This window comes from Maricaulis alexandrii, assembly GCF_005871165.1.
GTDB classification, from domain to species: domain Bacteria; phylum Pseudomonadota; class Alphaproteobacteria; order Caulobacterales; family Maricaulaceae; genus Maricaulis; species Maricaulis alexandrii.
Map to the genome: position 1 here is coordinate 18,648 of NZ_SWKP01000010.1, position 25,790 is coordinate 44,437.

At 65.5% G+C, this 25,790-nt stretch carries 23 protein-coding genes; 7 read left to right on the forward strand and 16 right to left on the reverse strand.

The features are described from left to right. The first annotated feature begins 5 nt into the window (after positions 1-5). Positions 6-1,139: an aminotransferase class V-fold PLP-dependent enzyme gene (locus tag FCS99_RS14460; RefSeq protein ID WP_233352851.1), complete on the forward strand. Its 1,134-nt coding sequence runs from the start codon at positions 6-8 to the stop codon at positions 1,137-1,139. Further along, positions 1,136-2,041 (forward strand): DMT family transporter, encoded by a 906-nt coding sequence (locus FCS99_RS14465; protein WP_233352852.1) that lies wholly within the window; start codon positions 1,136-1,138, stop codon positions 2,039-2,041. The genes FCS99_RS14460 and FCS99_RS14465 overlap by 4 nt, the downstream gene beginning before the upstream one ends. On the opposite strand, the gene thiD is transcribed toward FCS99_RS14465, so the two are convergent. The 4 genes from thiD to FCS99_RS14485 all read right to left on the reverse strand — a co-directional run bounded on the left by thiD (position 2,038) and on the right by FCS99_RS14485 (position 5,765). Beyond that, a complete protein-coding gene (gene thiD / locus FCS99_RS14470) occupies positions 2,038-2,847 on the reverse strand; it encodes a bifunctional hydroxymethylpyrimidine kinase/phosphomethylpyrimidine kinase (RefSeq protein WP_138513817.1) in 810 nt (269 codons plus the stop codon). The genes FCS99_RS14465 and thiD overlap by 4 nt on opposite strands. Positions 2,848-2,915: 68 nt before the next feature. Further along, a complete protein-coding gene (locus tag FCS99_RS14475) occupies positions 2,916-3,890 on the reverse strand; it encodes a tetratricopeptide repeat protein (RefSeq protein ID WP_138513819.1) in 975 nt (324 codons plus the stop codon). A gap of 42 nt (positions 3,891-3,932) precedes the next feature. Next, on the reverse strand, positions 3,933-4,778 hold the full coding sequence (locus FCS99_RS14480; RefSeq protein ID WP_138513821.1) for a hypothetical protein: 846 nt from the start codon (positions 4,776-4,778) through the stop codon (positions 3,933-3,935). 96 nt (positions 4,779-4,874) lie between these two features. Next, entirely contained in the window at positions 4,875-5,765 is an 891-nt protein-coding gene (locus FCS99_RS14485) for a LysR family transcriptional regulator (protein ID WP_138513823.1), read from the reverse strand. Between the two features lie 96 nt (positions 5,766-5,861). Here FCS99_RS14485 and FCS99_RS14490 point away from each other — a divergent pair, with 96 nt between their 5' ends. Continuing rightward, positions 5,862-6,623: a DODA-type extradiol aromatic ring-opening family dioxygenase gene (locus tag FCS99_RS14490; RefSeq protein WP_138513825.1), complete on the forward strand. Its 762-nt coding sequence runs from the start codon at positions 5,862-5,864 to the stop codon at positions 6,621-6,623. Between the two features lies 1 nt (position 6,624). Here the strand turns inward: FCS99_RS14490 and FCS99_RS14495 are convergent, their stop codons facing one another. The 12 genes from FCS99_RS14495 to FCS99_RS14540 all read right to left on the reverse strand — a co-directional run bounded on the left by FCS99_RS14495 (position 6,625) and on the right by FCS99_RS14540 (position 18,874). Beyond that, complete coding sequence (locus FCS99_RS14495) at positions 6,625-7,740, reverse strand: glutathione S-transferase family protein (protein WP_138513827.1); 1,116 nt, start codon at positions 7,738-7,740, stop codon at positions 6,625-6,627. Between the two features lie 91 nt (positions 7,741-7,831). Then, the gene (locus tag FCS99_RS14500; RefSeq protein WP_138513829.1) at positions 7,832-8,668 is read right to left on the reverse strand and encodes a class I SAM-dependent methyltransferase; all 837 of its coding nucleotides are present in this window, start codon (positions 8,666-8,668) and stop codon (positions 7,832-7,834) included. A gap of 83 nt (positions 8,669-8,751) precedes the next feature. Beyond that, on the reverse strand, positions 8,752-8,889 hold the full coding sequence (locus FCS99_RS16160; RefSeq protein ID WP_171036398.1) for a hypothetical protein: 138 nt from the start codon (positions 8,887-8,889) through the stop codon (positions 8,752-8,754). Between the two features lie 234 nt (positions 8,890-9,123). Continuing rightward, on the reverse strand, positions 9,124-9,258 hold the full coding sequence (locus tag FCS99_RS16345; protein WP_267899626.1) for a hypothetical protein: 135 nt from the start codon (positions 9,256-9,258) through the stop codon (positions 9,124-9,126). 789 nt (positions 9,259-10,047) lie between these two features. Beyond that, positions 10,048-12,252, reverse strand: coding sequence for a 3-hydroxyacyl-CoA dehydrogenase NAD-binding domain-containing protein (locus FCS99_RS14505; RefSeq protein ID WP_138513831.1), 2,205 nt, complete (start codon positions 12,250-12,252; stop codon positions 10,048-10,050). A gap of 223 nt (positions 12,253-12,475) precedes the next feature. Beyond that, a complete protein-coding gene (locus FCS99_RS14510; protein WP_138513833.1) occupies positions 12,476-13,681 on the reverse strand; it encodes an acetyl-CoA C-acetyltransferase in 1,206 nt (401 codons plus the stop codon). Positions 13,682-13,722: 41 nt separating this feature from the next. Continuing rightward, positions 13,723-14,304, reverse strand: coding sequence for an endonuclease domain-containing protein (locus FCS99_RS14515; RefSeq protein ID WP_138513835.1), 582 nt, complete (start codon positions 14,302-14,304; stop codon positions 13,723-13,725). Beyond that, a complete protein-coding gene (locus tag FCS99_RS14520; RefSeq protein ID WP_138513838.1) occupies positions 14,304-14,906 on the reverse strand; it encodes an FMN-binding negative transcriptional regulator in 603 nt (200 codons plus the stop codon). The genes FCS99_RS14515 and FCS99_RS14520 overlap by 1 nt, the downstream gene beginning before the upstream one ends. Continuing rightward, entirely contained in the window at positions 14,906-15,271 is a 366-nt protein-coding gene (locus tag FCS99_RS14525; protein ID WP_138513840.1) for a hypothetical protein, read from the reverse strand. The genes FCS99_RS14520 and FCS99_RS14525 overlap by 1 nt, the downstream gene beginning before the upstream one ends. A gap of 2 nt (positions 15,272-15,273) precedes the next feature. Then, entirely contained in the window at positions 15,274-16,440 is a 1,167-nt protein-coding gene (locus FCS99_RS14530) for an acyl-CoA dehydrogenase family protein (RefSeq protein ID WP_138513842.1), read from the reverse strand. Positions 16,441-16,544: 104 nt separating this feature from the next. Continuing rightward, positions 16,545-18,335 (reverse strand): acyl-CoA dehydrogenase C-terminal domain-containing protein, encoded by a 1,791-nt coding sequence (locus FCS99_RS14535; RefSeq protein ID WP_138513844.1) that lies wholly within the window; start codon positions 18,333-18,335, stop codon positions 16,545-16,547. A 53-nt stretch (positions 18,336-18,388) separates the two neighbouring features. Then, positions 18,389-18,874, reverse strand: coding sequence for a MerR family transcriptional regulator (locus tag FCS99_RS14540; protein WP_138513846.1), 486 nt, complete (start codon positions 18,872-18,874; stop codon positions 18,389-18,391). 121 nt (positions 18,875-18,995) lie between these two features. Between FCS99_RS14540 and FCS99_RS14545 the strand changes: the two genes are divergently transcribed. The 4 genes from FCS99_RS14545 to FCS99_RS14560 all read left to right on the forward strand — a co-directional run bounded on the left by FCS99_RS14545 (position 18,996) and on the right by FCS99_RS14560 (position 25,784). Beyond that, positions 18,996-20,600 carry a hypothetical protein gene (locus FCS99_RS14545; RefSeq protein WP_138513848.1) on the forward strand — a complete coding sequence of 535 codons (1,605 nt, stop codon included), beginning with the start codon at positions 18,996-18,998 and terminating at the stop codon, positions 20,598-20,600. A 273-nt stretch (positions 20,601-20,873) separates the two neighbouring features. Beyond that, entirely contained in the window at positions 20,874-24,032 is a 3,159-nt protein-coding gene (locus tag FCS99_RS14550; RefSeq protein WP_138513850.1) for a peptidoglycan-binding protein, read from the forward strand. Positions 24,033-24,039: 7 nt separating this feature from the next. After that, positions 24,040-24,972: a sulfite exporter TauE/SafE family protein gene (locus FCS99_RS14555; RefSeq protein WP_138513852.1), complete on the forward strand. Its 933-nt coding sequence runs from the start codon at positions 24,040-24,042 to the stop codon at positions 24,970-24,972. Beyond that, positions 24,972-25,784, forward strand: coding sequence for a TIGR02186 family protein (locus FCS99_RS14560; RefSeq protein ID WP_138513854.1), 813 nt, complete (start codon positions 24,972-24,974; stop codon positions 25,782-25,784). Before FCS99_RS14555 ends, FCS99_RS14560 begins: the two co-directional genes overlap by 1 nt. Positions 25,785-25,790 lie beyond the last annotated feature (6 nt).

The window sequence follows — 25,790 nt, forward strand, 5'->3', positions numbered from 1 at the left end:
GGGTCATGATCCCGAGCCAACGCGCCCTCTTCGACCTGCCACGCGACCGGGTCTATCTCAATGCCGCCTATATGGGCCCGATGCCCAAGGCTGCCGTTGAAGCCGGCGAGGCGAGCTATCGCGCCAAGGGCCAGCCGTGGCGCTATAACGTCCAGCAGGACTTCTTCGATACGCCCGACACGCTGCGCGCCCAGGCGGCCCGCCTGTTCGGCGCACCGGCGGATGATATCGCCCTGGTTCCGGCGGCCTCCTACGGTCTGGCCACGGCAGCGCGGAACCTGGCACCGCAAAAGCGCACCGAAATCCTGGTCCTGGACGAGCAATTCCCCTCCCATGTCTATGTCTGGCGCAAGCTGGCAAAAGAACATGGCTGCCGCGTCCGCACGGTGAAGCGCTCGGCCAACCAGTCCTGGAGCGAGGCCATGCTGGGCGCGATCGGTCCGGCCACCTCGATCGTCGCCTGCCCGCAAGTGCACTGGGCCGATGGGGGGCAGCTCGACCTGCCGGCCATCAATGAAGCCGCCCGGCGCCAGGGTGCGGCCCTGGTCCTGGACCTGACCCAGTCGCTGGGCGCCCTGCCCTTCGACCTCAAGGCCATCCAGCCCGACTTTGCGGTCGCAGCCGGATACAAATGGCTGCTGGGCCCCTATTCACTGGGATATCTCTATGTCGCCGACCATCATCAGGACGGCGAGGCGCTGGAAGAGAACTGGATCGTCCGCGATCGCGCCGAGGATTTTGCCCGCCTGGTCGACTATGCCGACGACTACGCGCCGGGCGCCAAGCGCTTCGACATGGGCGAACGCTCCGGCTTCCAGCTGGTGCCGGCGGCCTCGGCGGCCCTGGCACAGATCCTCGACTGGGGTGTCGACGCGCTGTGCGGGACCCTGAAAGCGCGCACCGCCGAGATCGCGGCCGCCACAGCGCCGCTCGGCCTGACTGATGATACGCCGGACCGGGCTCCGCACTATCTGGCCTTGACCCTGCCCGCTGGCAGCCCGCCCGATCTCGTGGCGCGCCTCGCCGCACGCGACATCAATGTCTCCCAGCGCGGCGACCGGCTGCGGGTGACGCCCCATCTCTACAATGATGCCGACGATATCGCGGCCTTCATTGATGGTCTGAAGGCGGTTTTGTGAGCCTCGCCCCCAGCCACCCGACCCTGCGCGACTGGGCTGCCCTGATCCTGCTCACCGTGCTGTGGGGGTCGGCCTTCGCCTTCATCAAGCACACTGTGGTGACCCTGCCGCCCGCCGCGCTGATCTTCGTGCGGATCGGCGGCGCTGCGATCCTGCTGACACTCTGGGCGCATCTGCGCGGCCGGCGTCTGCCCGGCCTGCGGGATCCGCGCTGGCTGTGGTTTGCCGGTCTGGGTTTTTTCGGGAACACGCTGCCCTTCTTCCTGGTCAGCTGGGGACAGCAGCATATCGACAGTGCCCTGGCCGGCATCCTGGTCGCGACCATGCCACTGGCCACCGTGGCCATGGCGCATGTCTTCGTGCCCGGCGAACGACTCAATTCGCGCCGGCTGGTCGGGATTGTGGTCGGTTTCGCCGGCGTAGTGTTGCTGCTGGGACCCGCTGCCCTGTCCCAACTGGGCGGACCGGATGCCTGGGCCCAGCTGGGCGTGGTGGGCGCGGCCATCTGCTATGGCATCAATGCGGTGCTGGCGCGCCTCATTCCCGCGACCCCGCCATCGGTTTCCAGCGCCGGCATGCTGATCTGCGGCGCCGTATTCGCCCTACCTTTCGGCGCCTTTGACCTGGTGCAGCATGCGGCAGAGGTCGAGCCCGAAGCCTGGGCCTCCGTGGTCTGGCTGGCCCTCGGCCCCACCGCCCTCGCCTCGGTCGTCCTGATGCAGGTGGCCGGCTCGGCAGGCCCGAACTTCCTCGCCATCGCCAATTATCTCACCCCGATCGCCGCCATGCTGACCGGGCTTTTGATCGGGGAGATGATCGGCTGGAACGCCGTGGCCGCCCTGGCCATCATCCTGCTGGGTGTCTGGCTGGCCCGGAAACGGCCGGGTGAGGCGGCCGGCTAGGGCCGCAACACCCACATATGGTCGATCGGGCCATGCCCCTCGCCGAAACCGGGCGCGCGCTTGATCGCCTCGTGGAGATAGTCCCCGGAGGTGCGTACCGCATCGGACAGGGCCTCGCCATTGGCCAGGCGCGCCGCAATGGCCGAGGCCAGCGTGCAGCCGGTTCCATGCGTGTGCCGGGTCTGGATGCGCGGGCGCTCCATGATTTCCATGCCGCGCGTGGAGACCAGGACATCGGTCACGACTTGTCCCTTGAGATGCCCGCCCTTGATCAGGGCCGCCTTGGCCCCGAGCTCCATCAGGGCTTCCGCCGCCGCGATCTGGTCGCCCAGATTTTCCACCGTTCCACCGGTCAGCCGCTCGGCTTCCGGAATATTGGGTGTGACCAGGCTTGCCAGCGGGACCAGCCGGTCCCGGATCAGCTCTTCCGTCTCGGCATCCACCAGACGGTCCCCGGAGGTCGCGATCATCACCGGGTCCAAAACCAGCGGAATGGGCGGGTCCTGGGCTTCCAGGAGGTCGGCGACCAGTTCCACGACCCCGGTCGTGGCGAGCATGCCGGTCTTGATGACATCGGCCCCGATATCCTCCAGCACCGCCTTGATCTGTCCGGCAATGATGGCGTCGGGCACCGGATGAATGGCGCTGACCCCTTTTGTGTTCTGGACCGTGATCGCGGTGATGGCCGTCGCCGCATAGCCACCCATGGCGGAAACCGCCTTGATATCAGCCTGCACGCCGGCCCCGCCGCCACTGTCTGAGCCGGCAATGATGAGGACGCGGCCGGCCGGTTCTGTTTCGCTCATGGGAAGTCCTGTCGGGTGACGAATGGGTTTCGCCTCCCTCTCGCACAGATGACCCGGTCGGGTGAAGCCTAGTTTTCCCGCAGCTCGCGCAGGCGGGCCCGTGCCCGGGCGGCCTCGGCATCACTGATCGCATGGGACGCGGCCTGGCTGTAGAGGTCCCGGGCTCCGGCATCATTGCCCTGTTCGGCACGCAATTCGGCCAGCGCGATCAGGGCGCGGAAATTCTCCGGCTCGAAGGCCAGCATCTGCTCATAGATCCCGGCGGCCCGCCCCAGATCACCCGCCGTGCTCAGGCAGGCGGCATGGGCAAACAGGCGCTCATCATCCCAGGGGCTTTCCTCGACAGCTGCCGCCTGGGCCGCACACTCCGCCGGAGGCGGGGTCTGGCTCGGCGCGGCGGAAGCCGGTGCCTGCGATGCCGGGGCGCTGGCCACGGGTGTCGAGGCCGGTGCGTCCGGTTCGGGTTGGGCCGTGTGGTCACTGGCCGACGCAGCCGGGCCCGCATCGGTCGCCATATGGTCCACCGGGGTGGCGTCGGCATCGGGCGTCGTCGAGTCCGCCTGCGCCGGTGCGCGATCCGCGAAATCGCCGCCGGGCGCCGTCCGGCTGATGACACCGGCATCGGGGGCCGCCGGTGACGGGCTCGCCGCAGCGGATGCGACAGGCGCGCTGTCCGCGACCAGGTTCATGCGAACAAGGACACCGCCGGAATAGACATCCGCGCGGGCGCCGGACCAGGCCCGCTGGGCGGTCAGCGTGACGACAAGGCCGGCATCGCCCTGTGGCGCGACCTGCAGCTGGGACACCAGATCCGTGCGGTAGGGCGCAATCGTGCGGGACCGCGCCGAAACGCCGGTAATCGCCAGCTCCACACCGGTCTGGGTGGTCACCATCGTGACCGCCTGCGGCTGTTCGTCGAAGCTGAGCCAGACAAGGCCTTCGCCCCCCTGCGTGCCATAAGAGACATCCCGCAGCTCCGCACCAGCGGAGGCCGCACAAAGGCTGGCCAGGACAAGACCGGAAAGAAGCGCTTTGATCTGCATCAGACCTGCCTCGTCCTGTTCGCGTAAAAACCGGGTTAAAGCCTAGCCGACCCCGGGCTCCCGGGCGGACACCATTGTGGCATTGCACGTGTCATAGCCGAAGGAGCCGATCAGGCTGCCATCGGCAAACCGGACCGTCTCGTAGACGTAACAGCCTTCACCGAAATCGGGATAGGTGCCGCGCACGAAGATGGGACTGCCCTCACCGTGCATGATGTCGACACTGTCCAGCTCGCGCAGTGAATTCACCGCCTCGCCCTCGTCCCGGGTCGCGCATTCCCAGGTCTGGGCCTGCCCGTCGACCAGCCGGATCGCGCTGTGCCCGCCCGGCAGGGTGTAGGCCACGGAGACATGACGGGCGCGGTCTCCCATCTCGTCCAGACAGGTGTCGATCGCGGGGAGATAGGCCATCAGATAGTTGGACCAGTTATCGTCGCGCGCCACTTCGCGGCCGCATCCGGACAGGGTCTCACCCCGATAGAAAACATCCGCGAAATAGGTGTGCCCGTCGCCGGGTGCGGCCTCGCAGGGGCCGGCCTGAAGCTCGACCGCGACGCGTTCACCGTCCGGTGTCGTGCCGTAAAAACGGCGGACGCCCTCGGCGAGATAGGGCATGGCGATATCCAGATCGACATAGTCGGCCTCGCCTTCGCCCTGACGCAGGCGCAGCGAAACCCGCGCCTGACCATCCTCTTCCAGGTAGGACATGTGGCCATCCCAGCCGCCATGGCTGGACAATTGATAGCCATAGGCCGTGACCTGACTCTCATCGCTCTGGCTGCGATCAAACGCGCCGGTGGCCAGTCCGCCGCCTGCCGGACCGGACGCGGTGGTGGCACAGGCCGTCATGCCAAGGCAGGCCAGGGCCAGTGTGAGAAACCGTTTCATGTGCATCCCCTCAGTGCGCATCGTGCGCGTGCTTTGCCGCGCCTGATAACAAGTTAGCACATGAATGGAGGATGAGCGCGCCCGATCTGGAGACCGTCAGATCACCCCGTCGAACCGCTCCGACAGATAGTCGACGAAGAGGCGGACCCGGTGGGTCATGTAGCGGTTGGACGGGAAAACCGCCCAGAGATGGCGCGTTTCCGGAATCCAGTCCGGCATGACTTCCACGACACGACCGGCGTCCAGCGCATCGCGGGCCGCCCAGCGTGGGGAGCAGGCAATGCCCAGTCCGGCTTCGGAGGCTGCCACCGCCGCCACGGCGCCGTTGAGCGTGATCCGTCCATTGATCCGGGCCTCGGCGACGACGCCGTCGCGCTCGAACTTCAGCAATTGCGGGGCCGGCTTGTTGCGGTCGACGATGCATTCATGCCGGCTGAGATCTGCCGGTTCCTCCGGCGTCCCGGCGCGGGCGATGTAGTCGGGGGCCGCCATGGTCACCATGTCGGCCCGCGCAAGCCGGCGGGCGATCAGGGCACTGTCGGCCAGATTGCCGATCCGCACGCCCAGGTCGAAGCCTTCATTGACCAGATCCACCATGCGGTCGGCAAAGGACAGGCGGACCTCCACCTGAGGCCAGGCCTTCATGAAATCCGCCACGATCGGCACCAGGGCCCGGGCGCCGAAATCCACCGGCGCGGCAATCCGCAGCGTGCCCGCAGGCGCCGACCGGGCCTCGGCGACGCCTTCAGCCAGAGCGTCGTATTCCGATAGCCAGGGCAGGACGCGTTCCAGCAGGGCCGAACCGGCATCGGTGAGACGGACCGAGCGGGTCGTCCGCTCGAAGAGACGGGCCTGAAGCCGCTGCTCCAAGGCCGTGATCTGTTTGGAGGCGGCCCCCGGCGTCATCGCTTCGCGTTCCGCCGCCTTGGTGAAACTGCCCAGCTCCGCCACCGAGCAGAACAGGCGCAGCGCATCAATCCGGTCCATTTATTCCTCACAAGAAATAGAAAGTCTCGAACCTGTATACTTATCTCCGCGCAGGAAAGACAGCACATTGTCGCTTGCAACGAATGAGACCCCGCCATGATTGCTCCGCTTTTCATCTCCCACGGCGCGCCGGATGTGCTGGTTACTCCGTCGGCGGCCCACAAGGCGCTGAGTGGACTGGTTCTGCCGGACAGGGTTCGGGCTGTCCTGATGGTTTCGGCGCATTGGGAAGCGGAGCCGGTCCGGGTCCAGACCATGGACCGGCCGGCAACGATCCATGATTTCCGGGGCTTCGGCACGGACCTGGAACGCGCCGTCTATCCCGCGCCGGGCGCGCCGGACATCGCCGAACTTGTTCTCTCAGCGCTGGCTGATGCCGGCATTCCGGCGGTCGCCGAACCGGTTCGCGGGCGCGATCATGGTGCCTGGATACCGATGGCGCTGGTGCGGCCGGAGGCGGACATTCCGGTGTTCCAGGTCAGCCTGCCCGACAGTGACGCGGCCGCCCTGGCCCTGGGCCGGGCCCTCGCCCCGCTGGCCGGTCAGGGTGTTCAGATCATCGGCTCAGGGTCCCTCACCCATTCCCTGCGTCTGGCCTTCAGCCTGGGCGAGTATGATCCGCCGCACCCGGCCGCGCTGGCCTTCCGGGATGCTCTGGTGCCCTTGATCGAAAGCGGAGACGCCGAGGCCCTGCTGGACTGGCCCTCTGCCCCGCATGCGGCGCTCAATCACCCGACCCCGGAGCATTTCCGGCCGCTGCTGGTGGCGATGGCCGCTGGTGGCGGACGGGCCGACTGCCTGCACCAATCCTGGAGCCGGGGCTCCCTGGCCATGGACATCTGGCGGTTTGCTGCCTGACCTATCCGCCGCGGCAAAGTTTGAAATTCGTCCGCGCGAGCCGGAAGGGTAGCTGGTAGCCGATCAGTTTTTGCGCCCCCATGCTGCGCAGCAATTCCTCGGCCGCCTCGCGATCTGCACCGGTCAGACTGTCCAGATAGTCCGTCACCCTTTGGAGCATCCAGAGCGGATAGGGAATGATCGCCCGGTCGGTCTCGACCACGCTGTCACCCCGTCCGATTTTTGCCTTGTGAAACCCGAGGATACGCGGAATTTCCTGATCATCCGGATGGCCCTCGCCCCAGGCGGTCAGCGCGTCAGCCGTATCCAGGAGGACCGGCAATTGCTGCGCAGCAAACATGCGCAGGATCGGCAGCACACCGGCGGGGATTTCATCGTCCGGCAGGAAGTCCCCGGTCAGGCCATGCTGCGGGGCATGACAGCGCTCGGTCCAGGCGGCGACGCGGGGGGCGAGGCGGCGCATGAGAGCGCCGGATTCCGGATCGCGCAGGAGGTGGGCGTAGAGCGGGCCGAGCAGACCGTAATCCGCGATGGAGGGGCGTGAGCCGAACAGGAAATCCTGCTCCGCCAGATGGGCGTCAAAGGCGGCCAGGAAGGCCTCATAGGCCTGCTCGATGGCCGCGTAACTGTCCGGATTCACACCCAGACCCTTGATACTGCCGGAAAAGAAGGCGACGGCCTTCTCGGCGGCGGTCCATTGCTCCTCGGGCGACAAGTGCGGATTCTGCATCGCGCCGAATTCACGGTGGGCGAAATCGCGATTGTAGATCCAGCGATAGTGCATGGCCGGGATCACCAACCATTCATCGCCGAAAAGCTCGAGAATAAGGGCGGCCAGTCTCTGCCGGACCGTGTCAGGATAGACCGAGGGCCCGGGCTCTGCCTGTTCAACATGATCGATGATCTCGGTCGTGTCCTGCAGCGTGATGCCGTCCGGCGTTCCGTCATGATGGATGACCACCGGAATAACCGACCAGCCGACCCGCGGCAGGATCACCTGCTTGTAGACCTCTCGCGTCGCCAATTCCTCGCGGAAGGGCACATTCTTCCAGCGCAGATAGCCGCGGACCTTGCCGGTATACAGGGATACCGGAGCGCCGATCAGGGTATAGCTCATCTCATCCTCCCGCTTGCCGGGGCAGAGTATCGGGATTTGGTCGCGAGCAAACCGGGAATTCAGTTTTCCTCAGACCCGTATCGGACGGAAGTCAGGCGGGGCCCGGCTTGCGGGCGCTGAATTCCAGCACCATGGGCGTGATCAGGAGACTGGCCGGATCCGCGGTCCGCCGCGCGATGAAATCGCGGAAGGGTTCGACATCGCCGGCGTCCAGGAAGCCCAGCTCGCTGAGCCGGTTGGGCGATTGCTCCAGCCAGGCCGTCGGCCAGGTCCACATCCATTCGCCGGGCCGGGTGGCGTGAATGACCGGACGCATGTCCTCGACCTGCCAGCCCAGATCCGCTGCCAGGCCGGGCAGGCGCCGGCCAATGTCCGGATCGCCGCCAAAATGCACCCAGCTCTCGCGCACCGCCTTGAGAAAGCGCTCGAAGACGGGCTCGGCCGGTTCGATGCGGAAACTGCGATAATCGACATATTCCTGCGCCAGGAACCGACCGCCCGGACGCAGGGCCCGGTTGATACCGGCCAGAACCGTGTCCACGCCCGGCACAAAGCACAGGCACCAGCGGGTCCAGGCGAGATCGCAGGACAGGCTCGCCCAGTCGATATCGGCGAGATCCGCCTCGACGCAGGAGATATTGTCCAGCCCGCGCTCGCGCGCGCCAGCCTTGAGGGCCGCCAGGAAATGGGCGGATTGATCAATGGCGATGACCCGGCCCTGCGGCCCGACCATGCGCGCCAAGTCGAAACTGGCATAGCCGGGACCGGCCCCGACATCCATCACGGTCATGCCCGGCCGGATACCGGCCCGGCGCCAGGCGGCCAAGGCCGTCTCTTGCCAGATCGCATGTTGCTGGCCGAGGCGCTGCACCTCGATATCATCGGTCCCGATGATGTAGTCATCGTCGTCCAGACGCGCCTGAGCCATGACGTCCCCTCGCTGTGTCGCGAGAGAGTAACGTCCGGCAGGCCCGGCGGACCAGCGTCAGAGTCATGAATTCGGGGACAGGCCTATTGGCGCGCGACCGGACCGATCGGCTTGGAGACCACACCGAGGTCCTGGGACATCCGGGCCTGGACATGGCGCGTGCTTTCGCCCGCATTGTCGTAGGCCTGCCAGGCAGACCAGCCCAGCGCCGCTGTCATCATGACAGCCAGACTCCAACAGATGAGCGCTACGGTGCGCACCTGTGAGGGCCATCGGCTTTGGATCTGGTTCATCGTCGTCTGCTCTAAGTCTGCTCTGCCTGCCCAAATGACAGATGGGCGCATATTCGCCAGAGAGAAGGTTAACGCAGCTCATATTTGATTAAACTTGTGTTTACCGTATGCATGCGCGCCCAGTTTGCCTTGAGATTCAACACACTCGCCGCGCGAATATTTTCAGGACATGCCGCGAAAAATCGCCTGAAACGCGAAAACGAGCGCGAGCGCGATCACTCCGGCAAGGGTGAAGCGGGCCAGCCGGGCGAGGCGCCAGGCCCATGGCCGGGCGATATCCCGCACCTCGTTCAGCATGTCCGCCCCCTGCTTGTCCGGCCGATAAGCCAGTGTGAAGGGGCACAGTGCGGACTGTCATCTCAGACTGGATAACATTGGTGTGAGGCGGTGGACACGCGGCGCAATACCCATGTGCCACAGCGCCTCACACGCCCGGCCAGTCGGCGCGCAAAGCTCGCGCATTTTAATGAATCGGTTTGCAACAGGGCCCAAAAGCACCAACCGCCCGTCCCATCTCCCCGGGGGGATCTGGAGGCGGGCGGCCGTGTTGCTTCCGGTAGCGGTTTTGAGACCGCCTCCTTCTGCGCACCCCGGTCCGGGGACCGAGGCCAGTGCAAACCCGGGTCTGCACTGTAATCGTCGCTTCCTCTTCCCCACCTCCAGGGAGGTGGTTCGGTCTCGCCAGAAGGTCTGACTGTCCGGTTCGGAACCCTTGCGGGTCCTTCCCTTGAGCCTGGCTTTCCGATCCCGCCCCTTGCGGCTTGGTCTCGTCCGGCCTGCCCGTCTCTGGTTCTGCCTCCCGGGGGAGCCAGCCCGTCCGGGCTTTCCTTCCGTCGCGCCCTGGGCCTGAGGCCCGCTTCGGTCGCTGTCGATGATTGAAGTAAAGCAGTCGGAAGCCGGGTCAGCAATGCACTGAACTTGCCGTTTCGTGGACAAGTTCGCGCCTTTGGTGGAAAACTTTCCGGATTCTGTGGATATCCTGGTGAAAACTTCCAACACCCTGATTTCCCGCCCGGAATAGCGACAAAGAAAAGCCGGCGCAAGCTGAATTGCGCCGGCTTTCCGGTTCAATGGCAGTCGGCTGACCTAGGCGGCTGCGGCCTGGGTGCCGAAGCGGCCGTAGAAGGTTTCACCCTTCGACGCCATCTCCTCGAGGAGACCCGGAACCGCGAACTGGTCGCCAAACTTGGCTTCGAGTTCCTTGGCCCGTGCGACGAAGGCCTTGGCCCCCACCGTGTCGATGAAGGAGAGCGTGCCGCCGGTATAGGGCGCGAAGCCCCAGCCGAGGATGGAGCCGACATCGGCCTCGCGCGGATCCTGGACAATGCCCTCCGCCATGCAGCGGGCGGCTTCCAGGGCCTGGGCATAGAGGATGCGATCCTTCACCTCGTCAGCGCTCGGCTGCTCGGCGGCGTAGGACCCGCCCGGTGCGAACTGTTCCAGTTCCGGCCATAGGCGTTTCGGCTGGCCCTTCTCGGCCGGGTAGTCGTAGAAGCCCTTGCCGTTCTTGCGGCCGAAGCGCTCATACTCTTCCACCATCTTGAACAGGATCGGCTCCGTGCCGTTCGGCTGATAGGCATCGCCCAGATCGGACTGGGTCTGCTTGATCAGCTTCACGCCGAGATCCAGGGCGACCTCGTCCTGCAGGGAGAGCGGGCCGACCGGCATGCCGGCCATCTTGGCGGCATTCTCGATCAGGGCCGGCTCAACGCCTTCGGCCAGCATTCTCAGACCCTCGCCCACAAAGCGCATGACGCAGCGATTGGCGTAGAAGCCGCGCGTGTCGGAGACAACGATCGGCGTCTTCTTGATCTTGGTGACGAAATCGATGGCACGCGACAGGGCGTAATCGCCGGTTTCGCCGCCCATGATGATCTCGACCAGATTCATCTTCTCGACCGGCGAGAAGAAGTGGATGCCGATGAAGTTCTTCGGACGGGCCGAAGCCTTGGCCAGGTCGGTGATCGGAATGGAGGAGGTGTTGGAGCCGAACACGGCGTCTTCGCCGATCTGCTCTTCCGCCATCTTGGTGATCTTGGCCTTCAGCTCGGAATTCTCGAACACGGCCTCGACAACCAGGTCGACATCCTTGATCAGGGTGTAGTCCGTGGTCGGCGTGATCAGCGCACCGAGGGCATCAGCCTTGTCCTGGCTCAGCTTGCCACGGGCAACGCCCTTGGCGAAGTGATCCGTGCAATGCTTCTTGCCCTTGTCGGCGCCTTCCTGGGTGGCGTCGATCAGCACGATCTCGATCCCCGCCTGGGCGGACACCGTGGCGATACCGGCCCCCATGAAGCCGGCCCCGATGATGGCGATCTTCTTGACCTCACCCTTGGATTGGCTGGCCGGACGGCGGCCGCCCTTGTCCAGGTCCTGCTTGGACAGGAAGAGCGAGCGGATCATGTTGCGGCTTTCCGGACGCAGGAGCAGCTTGGTGAAATAGCGGCTCTCGATGCGGATGGCCTGGTCCATCGTGACCTGGGCGCCTTCATAGACGCAGGACAGGATGTAGCGCTGGGCCGGGTAGTTGCCATAGGTGTTCTTGCGCAGCATCGGCGAGGCGGCCGAGAACATCTGGGCACCGGCGGGGTGGTAGGGACCACCGCCCGGGAATTTGAACTTGTCGCCATCCCAGGGCTGCTTGCCGCCCTTGGGGTCGTCCTTGACCAGCTGTTTGGCCGTCGCGACCAGGTCAGCCAGCGGCACGACCGCATCGGCAATGCCCAGACCCTGGGCCTTCTCCGCGTCCAGTTGCTGACCCTGGAGCAGGATCGGCGCAGCATTCATGACACCGACGAGACGCGGCAGGCGCTGGGTGCCGCCGCCGCCCGGCAGAACGCCGACCAGGGCTTCCGGCAGGCCCAGCTTGGCCTTGGGATTGTCCGACGGCATGACGCGGTAATGGCAGGCCAGGGCAATCTCGAACCCGCCGCCCAGGGCGAGACCGTTGATCGCCGCGGCGATCGGCTTGCCGCAGGTTTCCAGGGCGCGGAAGGTCTTGTTGAGACGGAAGCATTGCTCGAACAGCTTCGCCTTCATCTCGTCTTCCGGAAGCTTGGCCGCTTGGGAGGACGACCCGCCCAACTCGGACAGGTCGGCGCCGGCACAGAAGGCATCCTTGCCGGAGGTGATGACGACACCCTTGATGGCGTCATCATCGATCACCTTGGCCGTCAGCGCGTCGAAGTCATCCATGACTTCGGCAGAGATGACATTCATCGACTTGCCCGGGCTGTCAAAGGTGACCAGGGCAATGCCGTCATTGTCGATTTCGAGTGTGAAGTTTTTCATTTCTATCTCCCAGTCGCCGCCGAACTCGATGCGGCGCGACACGTTGAGAAGTCATCCTTCCCCTTGATGGGGAAGGTGCCCCGAAGGGGCGGAAGGGGTGGGGGCGAGGTCTTCGCCCAATGGCCTGCACCGGGATTCACCCCCTCCGCCCGGCATGCGCCGGGCACCTCCCCCATCAAGGCGGAGGATGGGTGTGTATCGTCGAAGCAGAGCGCCATCAGACCTAGACCCGCTCGATGATGGTCGCGGTGCCCATGCCGCCGCCGACGCAGAGCGTGGTCAGGGCAGTTTCCTTGCCCGAGCGTTCCAGCTCGTCGAGGACGGTGCCCAGGATCATCGCACCGGTTGCGCCCAGCGGGTGTCCCATGGCGATGGCGCCACCGTTCACATTCATGATGTCGTGGTCGATGTCATAGGCCTGCATCAGGCGCAGGACGACGGCCGCGAAGGCTTCGTTCAGCTCCCACAGATCAATGTCGGAGGCGGACATGCCGGCCTTCTTGAGAACCTTTTCCGTCACCGGAACCGGACCGGTCAGCATGATGGTCGGCTCGGACCCGATCGAGGCCATGGCGCGGATGCGGGCGCGGGGCTTGAGACCGGCTTTCTCGCCGGCTTCCTTGGAACCGACCAGGACCATGCCCGACCCGTCCACAATGCCGGAGGAATTGCCGCCCGTGTGGACCCAGTTGAGATATTCCACTTCCGGATAGCGCTGGGTGGCGACGGCTTCGAAGCCGACGAAATCGGAGAGATCCTTGAAGGCCGATTTCAGCGAGCCCAGGCCCTGCATGTCGGTGTCCGGACGCATGTGTTCGTCATGGTCCAGGATGTTGAGGCCCAGCTGGTCCTTCACCGGCACGATGGATTTGGCGAAGCGCTTTTCCTGCCAGGCCTTGGCGGCGCGCTTCTGGCTTTCCACGGCATAGCTGTCGACATCATCGCGCGAGAAACCGTACTTGGTCGCGATCAGGTCGGCAGAGACGCCCTGCGGCACGATGTAATGGTCGAAGGAGATTTCCGGGTCGGCGCCCATGGCCCCGCCATCGGAGCCCATCGGCACGCGCGACATGGCTTCCACACCGCCGCCAATGGCGAAATCGGCTTCACCGGACATGACTTTCGCGGCGGCCACGTTCACGGCTTCCAGACCGGAGGCGCAGAAACGGTTGAGCTGATAGCCCGCCGTCGTCTCGGCATAGTTCGCATTGATCACGGCGGAGCGGGAAATGTTCGCGCCCTGCTCACCCACCGGCGAGACCACGCCCATGATGACGTCGTCCACAAGCGAGGTGTCGAGATTGTTGCGGTCCCGGATCGCCTCGAGCTGCTGGGTGGCCAGCTGCAGCGCGGTGATCTCGTTGAGCGCTCCGTTCTTCTTTTTGCCGCGCGGGGTTCGCGTGGCGTCGTAAATATAGGCTTCGGTCATGTTGGGTTCCTTTCCCTTGACGGGCTGGTTTCCTTTATCGACTAAGACTTTCTGCCCCCGCTTGCGGGGGAAGCGGCCCGCCTGCGCGAAGGCGAAGGCGGGTCGAAGGGGGCGTCGCGCAGCGACGTGTCAGTCATTGAGTGCTGACACAATTCGTGCACGACATCTCCTATCCGGGTGAGGACGCCGTCCAGGTTCGTGTAGACGTCCACATTGAAGCAGCGAATGACCGTCCATCCGCGCTGTTCGAGATACGCCGTCCGACGGGCGTCATAGGCGCGCTCGGCCTCGCTACCGTGCGTATCGCCGTCGACTTCGATGATGAGTTTGAGGGCGACACACGCGAAATCGGCGATGAAGGGGCCGACCGGATGCTGGCGTCGAAAATGCTGCCCCTGCATCTGCCGTTTCCGCAATCGCGACCACAGGATCATCTCGGCATTTGTAAGCGATTGGCGCAGCTTTACCGACCGTCGGCGGGCCCGCCGACGGCCCCCTTCGGTTTCGCTGACGCTCAACCACTTCCCCCGCAAGCGGGGGCAGAAAACAATCCCCTCCGTCTCGCCCTCCGGGCGATCCACCTCCCCATGGAATGGGGAGGAAAATGGCTGCTGCGTCTCCATCAGCCTTCCTCCTCCTGGTCTTCCACCATGTGGAAGGCGACGGCGTGTTCGCCGCGTTCGTTGAGGGCGTGGGCGATGCGCAGGCGTTCCTCGATGGACTTGTTCTGGGAGAGCTTGGCCTTGCCTTCGAGGCGATGGATCTCGAATTCGAAACACTGGATGGCGGATTCCAGCTTGGCGCGGCGCTTCAGCTCGATATCGGTGATGCGCCATTCCGCCTCGAAATCGGCGATCTGGGAGGACAGGGCACGCTCGGCCTCGCTGCCTTCCAGCGGCACCAGCACGCCGAAGGCATGCACGGCGACATAATTCCAGGTCGGGACATTCTTGGCCGGGTCTTCATACCAGGTCGGCGAGACATAGGCGTGCGGGCCGGAGAAGACCGCGATGGCTTCCTTGCCGGCCTGGATCGCCTCGGCCATCGGATTGGCCATGGCGACATGCCCGATCAGGACCTGGCGCTCATCCGCCAGTTTGAGCGGGATGTGCGTGGCCGCCAGATCCGGCGCACCCGGCACCAGCATGAGCGCGAAATCATAGGTGCGCATCAGCGAGCGCATTTCGCTTTCATCATCCATGCGGAAGGCGGGGGGTATGTACATCAGTCCTCCGGGACCTCGCAGCGCCAGGCCACGGTTTCGAAGCCGGCGACGGTGTCGCCGAGTTTCAGCTGGCCGTCCTCGACGATCCAGACGGCGATATCGCCGCGCTCGCCCGCTTCGGTCTCGCCGCAGAGCGAGCCGATCCGGAACCCGCCCGTATGCGGATCGCGGATGGCATAGTCGATCGTGCAGGCCTCACCCTCGGCATTCTCATAGCCGGAATGTTGGATCGTGCGGCCGGAGGCACAACCCTCCTCGCCCCATTCCCCGGCCAGGCACTGGTCGAACTGCTCTTCCAGCGTGCCGTCGGCGCCATAGCCGATGCACTGGGTGAGCAGGAGGGATGAGGCGATGAGGGTCAGCATGGTCAAAGCGTCCTTGCGATCAGGAGTTTCATGATCTCGTTGGTCCCGCCATAGATCCGCTGGACGCGGCTGTCGGTCCACATTTTCGCGATCGGATATTCGCGCATGTAACCATAGCCGCCGTGCAGCTGCACGCATTCATCGATCACTTCATTCTGGGCTTCGGAGACCCAGTATTTCGCCATCGAGGCTGTGGCCGGATCGAGCTCGCCCTTCATCAGGCGTTCGGAGCAGTGGTGGACGAAGACTTCCGCCATGGTCGCCTTGGTCTTGCACTCGGCCAGTTTGAACTGGGTGTTCTGGAACTTCATGACCGGACGGCCGAAAGCTTCGCGTTCCTTGACGTATTTCACCGTCTCGAACAGGGCGCGCTTCATGGCGCCGACGCCCTGGACGGCGATCTGCAGGCGTTCCTGGGGCAATTGCTGCATCAGCTGGATGAAGCCCTGGCCCTCTTCCGCGCCGAGCAGCGCATCGGCGGGCACCCACATGTCCTCGAAGAAGAGCTCGGCCGTGTCTTGGGCCTTCATGCCGACCTTGTCCAGGAGGCGGCCGCGCTTGAAGCCTTCCACTTTTTCCGTCTCGACCAGGAAAAGGGAGACGCCGTCGAACCCCTTGGTCGGGTCGGTCTTGGCGACCACGATCACGAAATTGGCGGAACCGCCATTGGTGATGAAGGTCTTCTGGCCATTGATGCGATAGCCATTGCCGTCCTTGACGGCGGTCGTCTTCACGGCCTGCAGGTCGGAGCCGGTGCCCGGCTCGCTCATCGCGATGGCACCGATCAGCTCGCCGGAGATCATCCGTGGCAGGATCGACTTTTTCTGCTCCTCGGAGCCGTAATGGGTGACGTAGGGGGCGATGATGGAATTGTGCAGGCCGACGCCCCAGCCCGCCGCGCCAATCTCGGCTCCCGCGGTGTGGAAGACGTATTCATGGCCCCAATCGCCGCCGGCGCCGCCATATTCCTCGGGCACGGAGGGACACAGGATCCCGGCCTCACCGGCCTTGGTCCAGACCTCGCGGTCGACCATGCCGTTCTCTTCCCATTTTTCCGCGTTGGGCACGCATTCCTTCGCCATGAAGGCGCGGACACTGTCCTCGAACATCCGCACATCCTCGCGTTCGAGAAAGGCGGGCTTTGGTACGTTGAGCGGGTCCTGAAACATCAATCATCCTCCCCAGGATTTGACTGTCCTTGACGATATCGACCGTAAGAGAAAGGGCGGGCCGAGCTCTTCTCCGGCCCGGTCCCGCCCTGTCCTGATCGGCTTTAGAAGGCCTCTTCTTCGAGGGCCATCATGCTGTCGGCACCGGCCTCGACCTTGGCCAGGTGCATGCCGGCTTCCGGGACCCAGCGGTCCAGGAAATAGCGGCCGGTCTTGAGCTTGGTGGCGTAGACCGGATCGGTCTCGCCCTCGGCGATCTTGGCCGAGGCGACCTTGGCCATCTTGGCCCACATATAGGTCAGGCAGGTCAGGCCGAAGAGGTTGAGATAGTCGTGGCTGCCCGCGCCGGCATGGTCGAAATTGTTCAGCGCATTGTTCATCAGCCAGTCGGTCGCCTGCTTCAGCTTGGCCTTGGTGTCGGCGACGGCCTTGATGAAGGGCTGGGTCTCGTCATTGCCGCCCTCGGCGACAAAGGCGTCCAGCTCGGCAAAGAAGGTGGTGATCGGGCGCATGCCATTCATGGCCAGCTTGCGGCCGACCAGGTCGAGCGCCTGCACACCGTTCGTGCCTTCATAGATCAGGGTGATGCGGGCATCGCGCAGGAGCTGGGACGCACCCCACTCCTCGGTGAAGCCGGAACCGCCATGCACCTGCAGGCCGTTGGAGACCATGTCATAGCCCTTGCCGGTCAGGTAGGACTTCACGATCGGGGTCAGCAGCGCCATGTAGTCGCCGCCCTTCTCGCGCTGGGCCGGATCGTCGGACTTCTCTTCCAGATCGCCGTGCAGCGCGGTCCAAAGGGCAAAGCAGCGGGCCGCTTCGACGAAGGATTTCTGGTCCATCAGCATGCGCCGGACATCCGGGTGCACGATGATCGGATCGGCCGGGCCGTCCTGGTTCTTCGGACCGGTCAGGGAGCGGCCCTGGAGACGGTCTTTCGCGAAGGCCAGGGATTGCTGATAGGCGGCGTCAGCGAGGGCATAGCCCTGCAGGCCGACACCGAGACGGGCTTCATTCATCATGACGAACATGATCTTGAGGCCCTTGTTCTCCTCGCCGACGAGCCAGCCGGTGGCCTCGTCATAATCCATCACGCAAGTGGCATTGCCGTGGATACCCATCTTGTGTTCCAGGCCGCCGCACTTGAGCGAGTTGCGCTCGCCCGGATTGCCGTCGGCATCGGGAATGAATTTGGGCACGACGAAGAGGGAGATGCCCTTCACGCCTTCCGGGGCACCTTCGATGCGGGCCAGGACGAGGTGGACGATATTCTCCGCCATGTCGTGTTCGCCGGAGGAGATCCAGATCTTCTGGCCGGTGATCTTGTAGGACCCGTCCGCCTGCGGCACGGCCTTGGTGCGCAAGAGGCCCAGATCGGTACCGCAATGCGGCTCGGTCAGATTCATCGTCCCGCCCCACTGGCAGGAGATCATCTTGGGCAGGTAAAGCTCTTTTTGCTCGTCCGAACCGCCCGTGTGAAGGGCCGCCGCGGCGCCGAGCGTCAGGCCCGGATACATGCCGAAGGCCATGTTCGAGGCCGACACCATTTCATTGAAGGCCAGGTTCAGCACGTGCGGCAGGCCCTGACCGCCATAGGTCGGGTCGGAGGACAGTGCCGTCCAGCCGCCTTCGGACATCTGGTGGAAGGCATCCTTGAAGCCCGTCGGGGTCTTCACATTGCCGTCCTCGTCCCGGGTGCAGCCCTCCACATCGCCGACCTTGGAAAGCGGGGCGAGCACGCCTTCGCAGAATTTGGCGCCTTCCTCGAGGATGGCGTCAATCGTGTCCGCATCGGCATCGGCGAAGCCGGGCAGATTGGAATACTGGGTGATGTTGAGCACGTCGTGCAGCACAAAGCGCTGGTCACGAACCGGGGCGCGATACGAGGCGGTCATCTGGGTTTCTCCGGAATAGGCGGTGTGGTTCGGTCGGGGTTGCTAGGTCGGGTTCAGCCGGTGCTGGGCGCACCGGACCAGGGATCGAGACGGGCCTGGGCCAGCGCTTCGAACGCGCGGGCGCGGCGGCGGACATCATCGGACGGGGTACGGTCTTCCAGGCGCTCGCGCATCCAGGCGAGACCGGCCTGCAGCTCGGCAATGGCGCGCTCGACATCCTCGCGCTGCTGTTCCAGCACGATGATGCGCGCGGTGAAGCGCTCGATCGCCGGTTCCAGCCGCTCGCGGCCGCCGCGGTCGATCGCTTCCAGATCGAGGATTTCCTTGATTTCGTCGAGCGCGAAGCCGACGCGCTTTCCGCGCAGGATCAGTTCGATCCGGGCCCGGTCGGCGGCGGAATAGATCCGCGCCGCGCCCCGGCGGGTCGGCGTGATCATGCCTTTTTGCTCATAGAAGCGCAGCGTGCGCGGCGTCACATCGAACTCCTGGGCGAGCTCGCGGATGGTGAATTCGGAATCGGGAGCAACCGGCTTGATCATAAGTGAACTGTGTTCACACACTTACGCGAACGTCAACGTCAAAGATGCGGCAAGCAGGGATTTTCAGTGGCCATCGGCCTTTCCCCTTTCAATGCCGCAGCCGCCACGGCAAGCTGGCCGCATGTCTGAATTCGTCCCGTTCCCCGCCCGTTCTGCCGGCCTGTCTGCGCTGGCCCTGATCCTGCTCGCCCTGACGCCGGCCACTCAGGCCCAGGATCCCGATCCGGGCTTCTCCATCCTGGCCCCGCAAGCCGAGGAAGAGACTGACGAGACGGAGGACAATGCAAACGACACCGCCCCGGCCGCGACGCCGGACAGTCCGGCGGGGGCCTGGCTGGACCGGGCGCACTATCTGGAACGGCGCGGCGAACGCAGTGACGACGTGCTGCGCACCCGCTGGCAAATCGAGACCACCGCCCTGGACGGCAGGACGCTGGGCACGGAACAGCGCGAGATCGTGATCGGCGACGGCTATGTTGCGGAACCGGCCAGTGACGGTCGCACCGTGTTCGATTTCGCCCTGAACCGCATCCTGACCCGCATCGCCCTGCTGGACGGCCCGGCCGTGCGCAATGAACCCATCGTGGCCCATGTCCACCGCCAGGTCAGCACATTCACCTATTTCACCCAGGGCGGGGAGCTGGACGAAGTCACCGGCCCCGGCGGCAGCCAGTTCGAGCGCTTCTGGATCGAGGCCGCCATGGGCGTGCGCCTGTCCGAAGTCGACCTGCTGCAAAGCGAGAACGAGGACGGGCATATCGCCCTGCGCCGCTCCGAGATGGGCAGCGAGGTTTTCGGCTTTGATCCGGGCGAAGACGGCACCGCCGGGGCGGCCGCCCTGTTCCGCGCCTGGATGCGCCATGCGCTGCCGATTCATCCCGATGCGCTGACCGCCGTGCCCGGCGAAGGCGGCATCCCGACACGCTTCACCTTCCTGGTTTTCAGCCCGTCCAGCCCCGATGGCCGGCGCGAGACCTGGACCCAGTTGAGCCTCAATCCGGGCGAAGGCGCCTTTCCCTGGCCGGAAAACATCCCGCCAGCCCCCGCCGACGCCTATGAGGTCACCGATCCGGATATCACCCGCCTGCTGACCGCCGGCTTCGGGGCGCTGCAGGCACCGGTCGCTGCCGCCACGACGGATGCCACCCTGGTCGCTGCGTCCGAAGCCGCCCAGAGACGGGCCGACTATGCCGGCGCCTATCTGGCGCTTTACCAGATCGCCCAGCATGCCGGCCCCTGCCGTCCCGGATCCGACACGCCCGCCTGCAACCGGATGAGCCAGGTCACGGCCGCCGGCCTGGGCAATGCGGATTTCGAGAGCCTGATGAATGCGCTCTCCAACATGCAGTCGGCCCGGCTCGATGCGCTGTCCTATCTGCGCAGCCAGACCCACCGGACCGGATTTGCCGGCGCCGCCGTGAACATGCTGGCCGCCCAGTCAATTGCCGCCCAGCAGGCCGCCGAGCCCGACAGCCTGCCGGACCTGTCCCCGATGACCTATTTCGCGGCCAGTGCCGAGAATGATCCCTACGCCCCGCTCACCTACTGGCATGCCGGGCGCTATGCCGCAGCACAGGACGATATCGAAGCGGCCTGGATGCTGTTCGAGATCGCCCGCGGGTTGCCGGACGCACACCGTTTACCCCCCTTGGGCGAAGCCTCGGCAATGATCGAAAGATTGCAGGCGCTTGCCCCGGATTACTTCGGGCCGGCTGCAGCGGATTAACCGCGTTTGTCCACAGATTTAAGCCGGCATTAACCGAGTCAGAGCCTTGTGTTGACTCAGGAAATTCGTGCGCAACGCCTAGGCTGTGATTCGGTGTGGAAACACTACATCTTGGGCCCGCGCGCTTGGTTTACACAATATTAACCGCAGAATAGCGTTGAGCGGTTAAGTCGAGCGAGCGATTCGGATATGTCGTCCAGTGGGCCATGGAGCGTGAAAGGGATTGATCCCCGCGCCCGGGCGCGGGCTAAAACAGCAGCGCGCCGGGAAGGCGTGACTCTGGGCGAATGGATCAATCGCGTCATCCTGGAAGACTCCGATCCCGCCAAGGCCGAGTGGGATGATGCCCTGGAATCCTTCCCGGGTTTTGGCGGCAGCTCCCCGCTCAACGAGGAAGACGACCGGCTCCTGCGGGCCATGGTCAACCGCCTCACCGAGCGCGTCGAAAACACCGAACAACGCTCGGCCCGCACCCTGTCGGGCCTCGACAAGGCAATCAGCCAGCTCGCTGACAAGATCTCGCGCTCCAGTGAACGCCAGAACTCGGAATTGCAGGCCACCCAGTCCTCGCTCGACCGGGTCCGCAAATCCCATGAAGACCTGGCCGACCGGCTGCGCCGGATCGAGGCGGCCGGACCGGCCTCCTCCTCGCCGGAAGACAAGGCCGCCTTCGAAACCACGATCATGAAGCTGGCCCGACGGCTTTACGAACACGAGAACGAGACCGCGGCCCGCCTGCACGAGGTGGACGAGGATTCCCGCTCCGTCTCGGAGTCACTGGAAGCCCGTCTGGCCCGGCTGGAAGCCCGCGCGGACGACTATGCCGAGCTGGAGCGCAAGCGCCAGGACCGCACCACCGACACGCTGGGCCAGCTGAACGCGACCACCGAAGCCCTGAAGGCCCGGGTGGAGGGTGCCGAGCGCGTCACCAATGACGCCGCCCGCGCCCTGGAAGGCTCGGTCTCCCGGCTCGATGACCGGCTGCGCCATCTGGAAGCCCGCAATTCCAGCGACACGGTTGAACTGGAACGCCGCTTCGAGCGTCTCTCCGAGGATGTGGCCCGCGTCATCGCCGATACGCGCAGCCAGATGGCCAACGCGATGAGCAGCGCCACGGCGGAGCCGCGCATCGACCGGCTCGAGGATGCGCTGACCCGGGCCCTGTCCCGGATGGACGAGGCCGAGCGCCGCCAGGGCGACAGCATGTCCCGGCTGGGCCAGGAGATCACCAAGCTGGCCGGTGCCATCGACCGCCGCCTGACCGAGAGCGAACGCCGCTCCAGTGATGCGCTGCGCGAAGCCCAGAACGAGAGCAAGCTGGACCGTCGCCTGGATGAGGTCCGCGCCGAAAACCGCGATGCCATCCGCCGCATGGGAGAGGATGTCACGCGCCTGGGCCGTTCCCTCGCCGACCGGATCGACCTATCCGAAACCCATGCCAGCCAGGTCGTGGAGACTGCGACCGACCGGATGGCGCAAATGCTCGACAAGATCGAGTCCCGCCGTACCAGTGAAGAAGACCTGGAAGACCGGCTGCGCCAATCCGAAGAACGCACCGCCAAGCGGATCGAGGAGGCCTTGGGCGGTGTCCAGGAGCGCCTGTCCTCCGTGCGCGGCGAGACCGAGGAAGCCCTGTCTCCGGTACAGCGCGCCATGTCGGCCCTGGCCGACCGTCTGGAGGCGATCGAGGCCCGCCAGGCCCCCGCTCCTGCGGACACCCCGCCCGAACCGGAAAAAGCCCACGAGCCGGACGCCGAGCTCGAGCCGGAAGAAGATATCGACTTCGACACGCCCCTGTCGCCGCCGCCCCAGGCGGAAACGCCCTTGGGCGCGGATGATGACGACGATGATCCTTTCCTGGCCGAGGCCGCCCCGGCCCCGAGCAGCAAATCCCGCGCGGAAACGCCGGTCGCCGCCGAAAAACCGGCCCCGCATCCGGCCGCGCCGCAAGCCGCCGCCCAGGCTCCTGCAGCCTCGGCCACCATGGTGCTGCAGCCGGGTCCGGTCCATGACACGCCGGCTCCCGCCCCGCAGGCCCGTGATACCCGCCCGCAGACTCCATCCGGCCGGATGGGCGCCACGGCCGATTCCGATTTCCTGGCCGCCGCCCGTGAGCGCACCCGCCAGACCGGTGGCTCGCACAGCAAGGGCAAGCCGGCGAAACCGTCACGTCTGGGCCGCTCCCTGCTCTACGCCCTGCCCGTCTTTGCGCTGGCCATGCTGTCCGGCGCCGGCGCCCTGCTGGTCTGGGAAGCCTGGAGAGGCGATGCCGAACGCATCGCCGTGGAAGCCCAGGCCGAACGTGACTTCATCGCCCAGGTTGAAGCCGGCCTGTCGGAAAGCCCGGCCGCCGCGCCGGTTGAAGCCTCGCCGGCCGGCGCTGCCGAGCCCATGGCCGAAACCGGCTCCGAAACGCCGGCTGACACCGCGTCCGCCGAGCCGGCTGACACCACGACTGTTCCTGCCGCCGAAACATCCACCGCCGCAGCGCCACAAACCTCGGCCCCGTCCAATGTGATGGCCGACGCCTCCGGCAGCATGCTGCCGGCCAATACCGAGCCTGTGACCCCGGCACCCGCCCCCGCACCGTCCAGCGCTTCGGCCGCCGCTTCGGCCCGGTCCGGCCTGACGCTGGCCAGCGCCGCCTCGGACGGAAATCCGGTGGCCCGCTATCAGCTGGGCATGCAAACGCTGGAAAACGGCAATCCGGACAGCGCCGCCATCCTGCTGCGCCGCGCCGCCGAACAGGGCGTTCCGGCGGCCCAGTACCGCTATGCCAAACTGCTGGAAACCGGTGAAGGCGTGCCTCAGGACCTGGAAGCCGCACGCCGCTGGACCGAACGCGCCGCCAATGCCGGCCATCGCCGCGCCATGCACAATCTGGGCGTGATGTATTATTATGGAACCGGGACTGCGGAGAACATGGAGACCGCGGCCCGCTGGTTCCAGGAGGCCGCCTTGCTCGGCTTGCGCGACAGTCAGTTCAATCTGGCCCTGCTCTACGAGACCGGAGACGGTGTGCCGCAGAGCCTGCCCGACGCCTATGCCTGGTTCTCGATTGCCGCCAATGGCGCCGATGACCCGACCGCCCGCGAACGCGCCCTCGCCCTGGAAGGGGCGATGGAGCCGGAAGCGCTGAATGCGGCCCGTTCCACGGCCGCCGGCTTCACGCCGCGTCCGATCGACGCCGAGGCCAATGGCATCTACCAGGACCTGCCCTGGGAGCGGACTGCCACGACCGATATCGCCGCCGTCCGCCGGGCCCAGGGCTTCCTGTCCGTGCTGGGCTATTCGCCCGGCCCGATCGATGGCGAAATGGGCACGCGGACGCGTGAGGCCATCATGCAGTTCGAGGCCGATCTGGGCCTGCCCCGCACCGGACATGTCGACAGCGTTCTGATCGAGCGCCTCGAACGTGCCGCGGCGGGCTAGTCGGCCGGTGCAGATCTACCTCCCCATCGCGGAAATCTCGGTCAACATCTTCCTATTGCTCGGACTGGGCGGCGGGATCGGATTCCTGTCGGGCCTGTTCGGTGTCGGGGGCGGTTTCCTGATGACGCCGATACTGATGTTCATCGGCATCCCGCCGACCGTCGCCGTGTCGACACAGGCCCCCCAGATCGTCGCCTCCTCCTTCTCCGGAGCCCTGGCCCACTGGAAGCGCAAGACGCTGGACGTGAAGATGGGCGGCCTGCTGCTCAGCGGCGGTGTGGTCGGCTCCTTCTTCGGGGTACAGCTCTTCGCCTACCTGCGCAGCCTGGGCCAGATCGACCTCTTCATCAGCCTGTCCTATGTCGGCTTTCTTGGCGTGATTGGCGGACTGATGTTCCTGGAAAGCGTGCGCAGCATACTGCGCGCCCGCAGCGGCCAGCCGGCCACGGCGCCACGCCGCCGCCGGCGAAGCTGGGTCGAGCAATTGCCGGTGAAGATGCGCTTCCCAAGCTCGGGGCTCTACATCTCGATCTTCCCGCCCATCGCGATCGGTTTCCTGGTCGGTGTCCTGGCCGCGATCATGGGCGTGGGTGGCGGCTTCGTCATGGTTCCGGCGATGATCTACATCCTGCGCATGCCGACCAATGTCGTCGTCGGCACCTCGCTGTTCCAGATCCTGTTCGTGACCGCCCTGACCACCGTGCTGCAGGCCGGCCAGAACCAGACCGTGGACATTGTCCTGGCCATGCTGCTCATCACTGGCGGTGTCGTCGGCGCCCAGTTCGGCGCCCGGGCCGGCCGCCATATCAAGGCCGAGGAATTGCGGGCCCTGCTCGCCTTCATGGTGCTGGCCGTCTGCTTCAAGATCGGCCTCGATCTCGTCGTGACCCCGTCCGACCTTTTTGTCGTGACGCCGGTTGAACCGCAGGGAGGCCCCTGATGCTCGGCGCCCTTCTCCTCGCCCTGTCCCTGCAGGGACAGCAGACCATCATCCAGACCGAGGCCCCCAGCATCGTGGCGGCCCTGACGCATGAAACCGTGGAGATCCGCGAGGATTTCGTCGGCCAGGAACTGGTGCTCTACGGCGCCACGCGCGGCCTGACGATCCAGGACGAGATCGTCGTCGTCCTGCGCGGGCCGGAATATGATCTGCGCGTCATGCGCAAGGAGCGCAATTTCGGAATCTGGGTGAACTCCGATCCGCTCGTCTTCGCCGATGTGCCGTCCTACTACGCGATCGCCACCTCGCTGCCGCTGGAGAATATCGCCTCCGATGACGAGCTGGCGGAAAGCCGAATCGGCCTGCCCTCCCTGTTCGCCCGCCAGCCGGTCAACATGCCGCTGACATCAACGGCTCCGGACGAAACGCCGGGCTTCGAGACAGCCGCCCCGCCCGCACCAGCGGATCCGGACATCCTGCCCTATCTCCAGGCGATTGCCCGGGCCGGCGAGCGCCAGGCGCTCTATGCCGAGGCGCAACGGGGTGTGGAAGTGCTCGATGGCGGCCTGTTCCGGGCCACAATCTCGCTGCCCCCCCTGACCCCGGTCGGGGATTATGTCGCGGACGTCTACCTGTTCCGGGCCGGACGCGTCGTGGCCAGCCGGTCCGCTGCCCTGCGCGTTGAGAAGGCTGGCCTGGAGCGCTTCATCTTCGATTTCGCCCAGACCCTGCCCTGGCTCTACGGCCTGGTCTGCGTGATGCTCGCCGTGCTCGCCGGCTATATCGCGGACGTGCTCTTCAACCGCCGCTGATTTGGC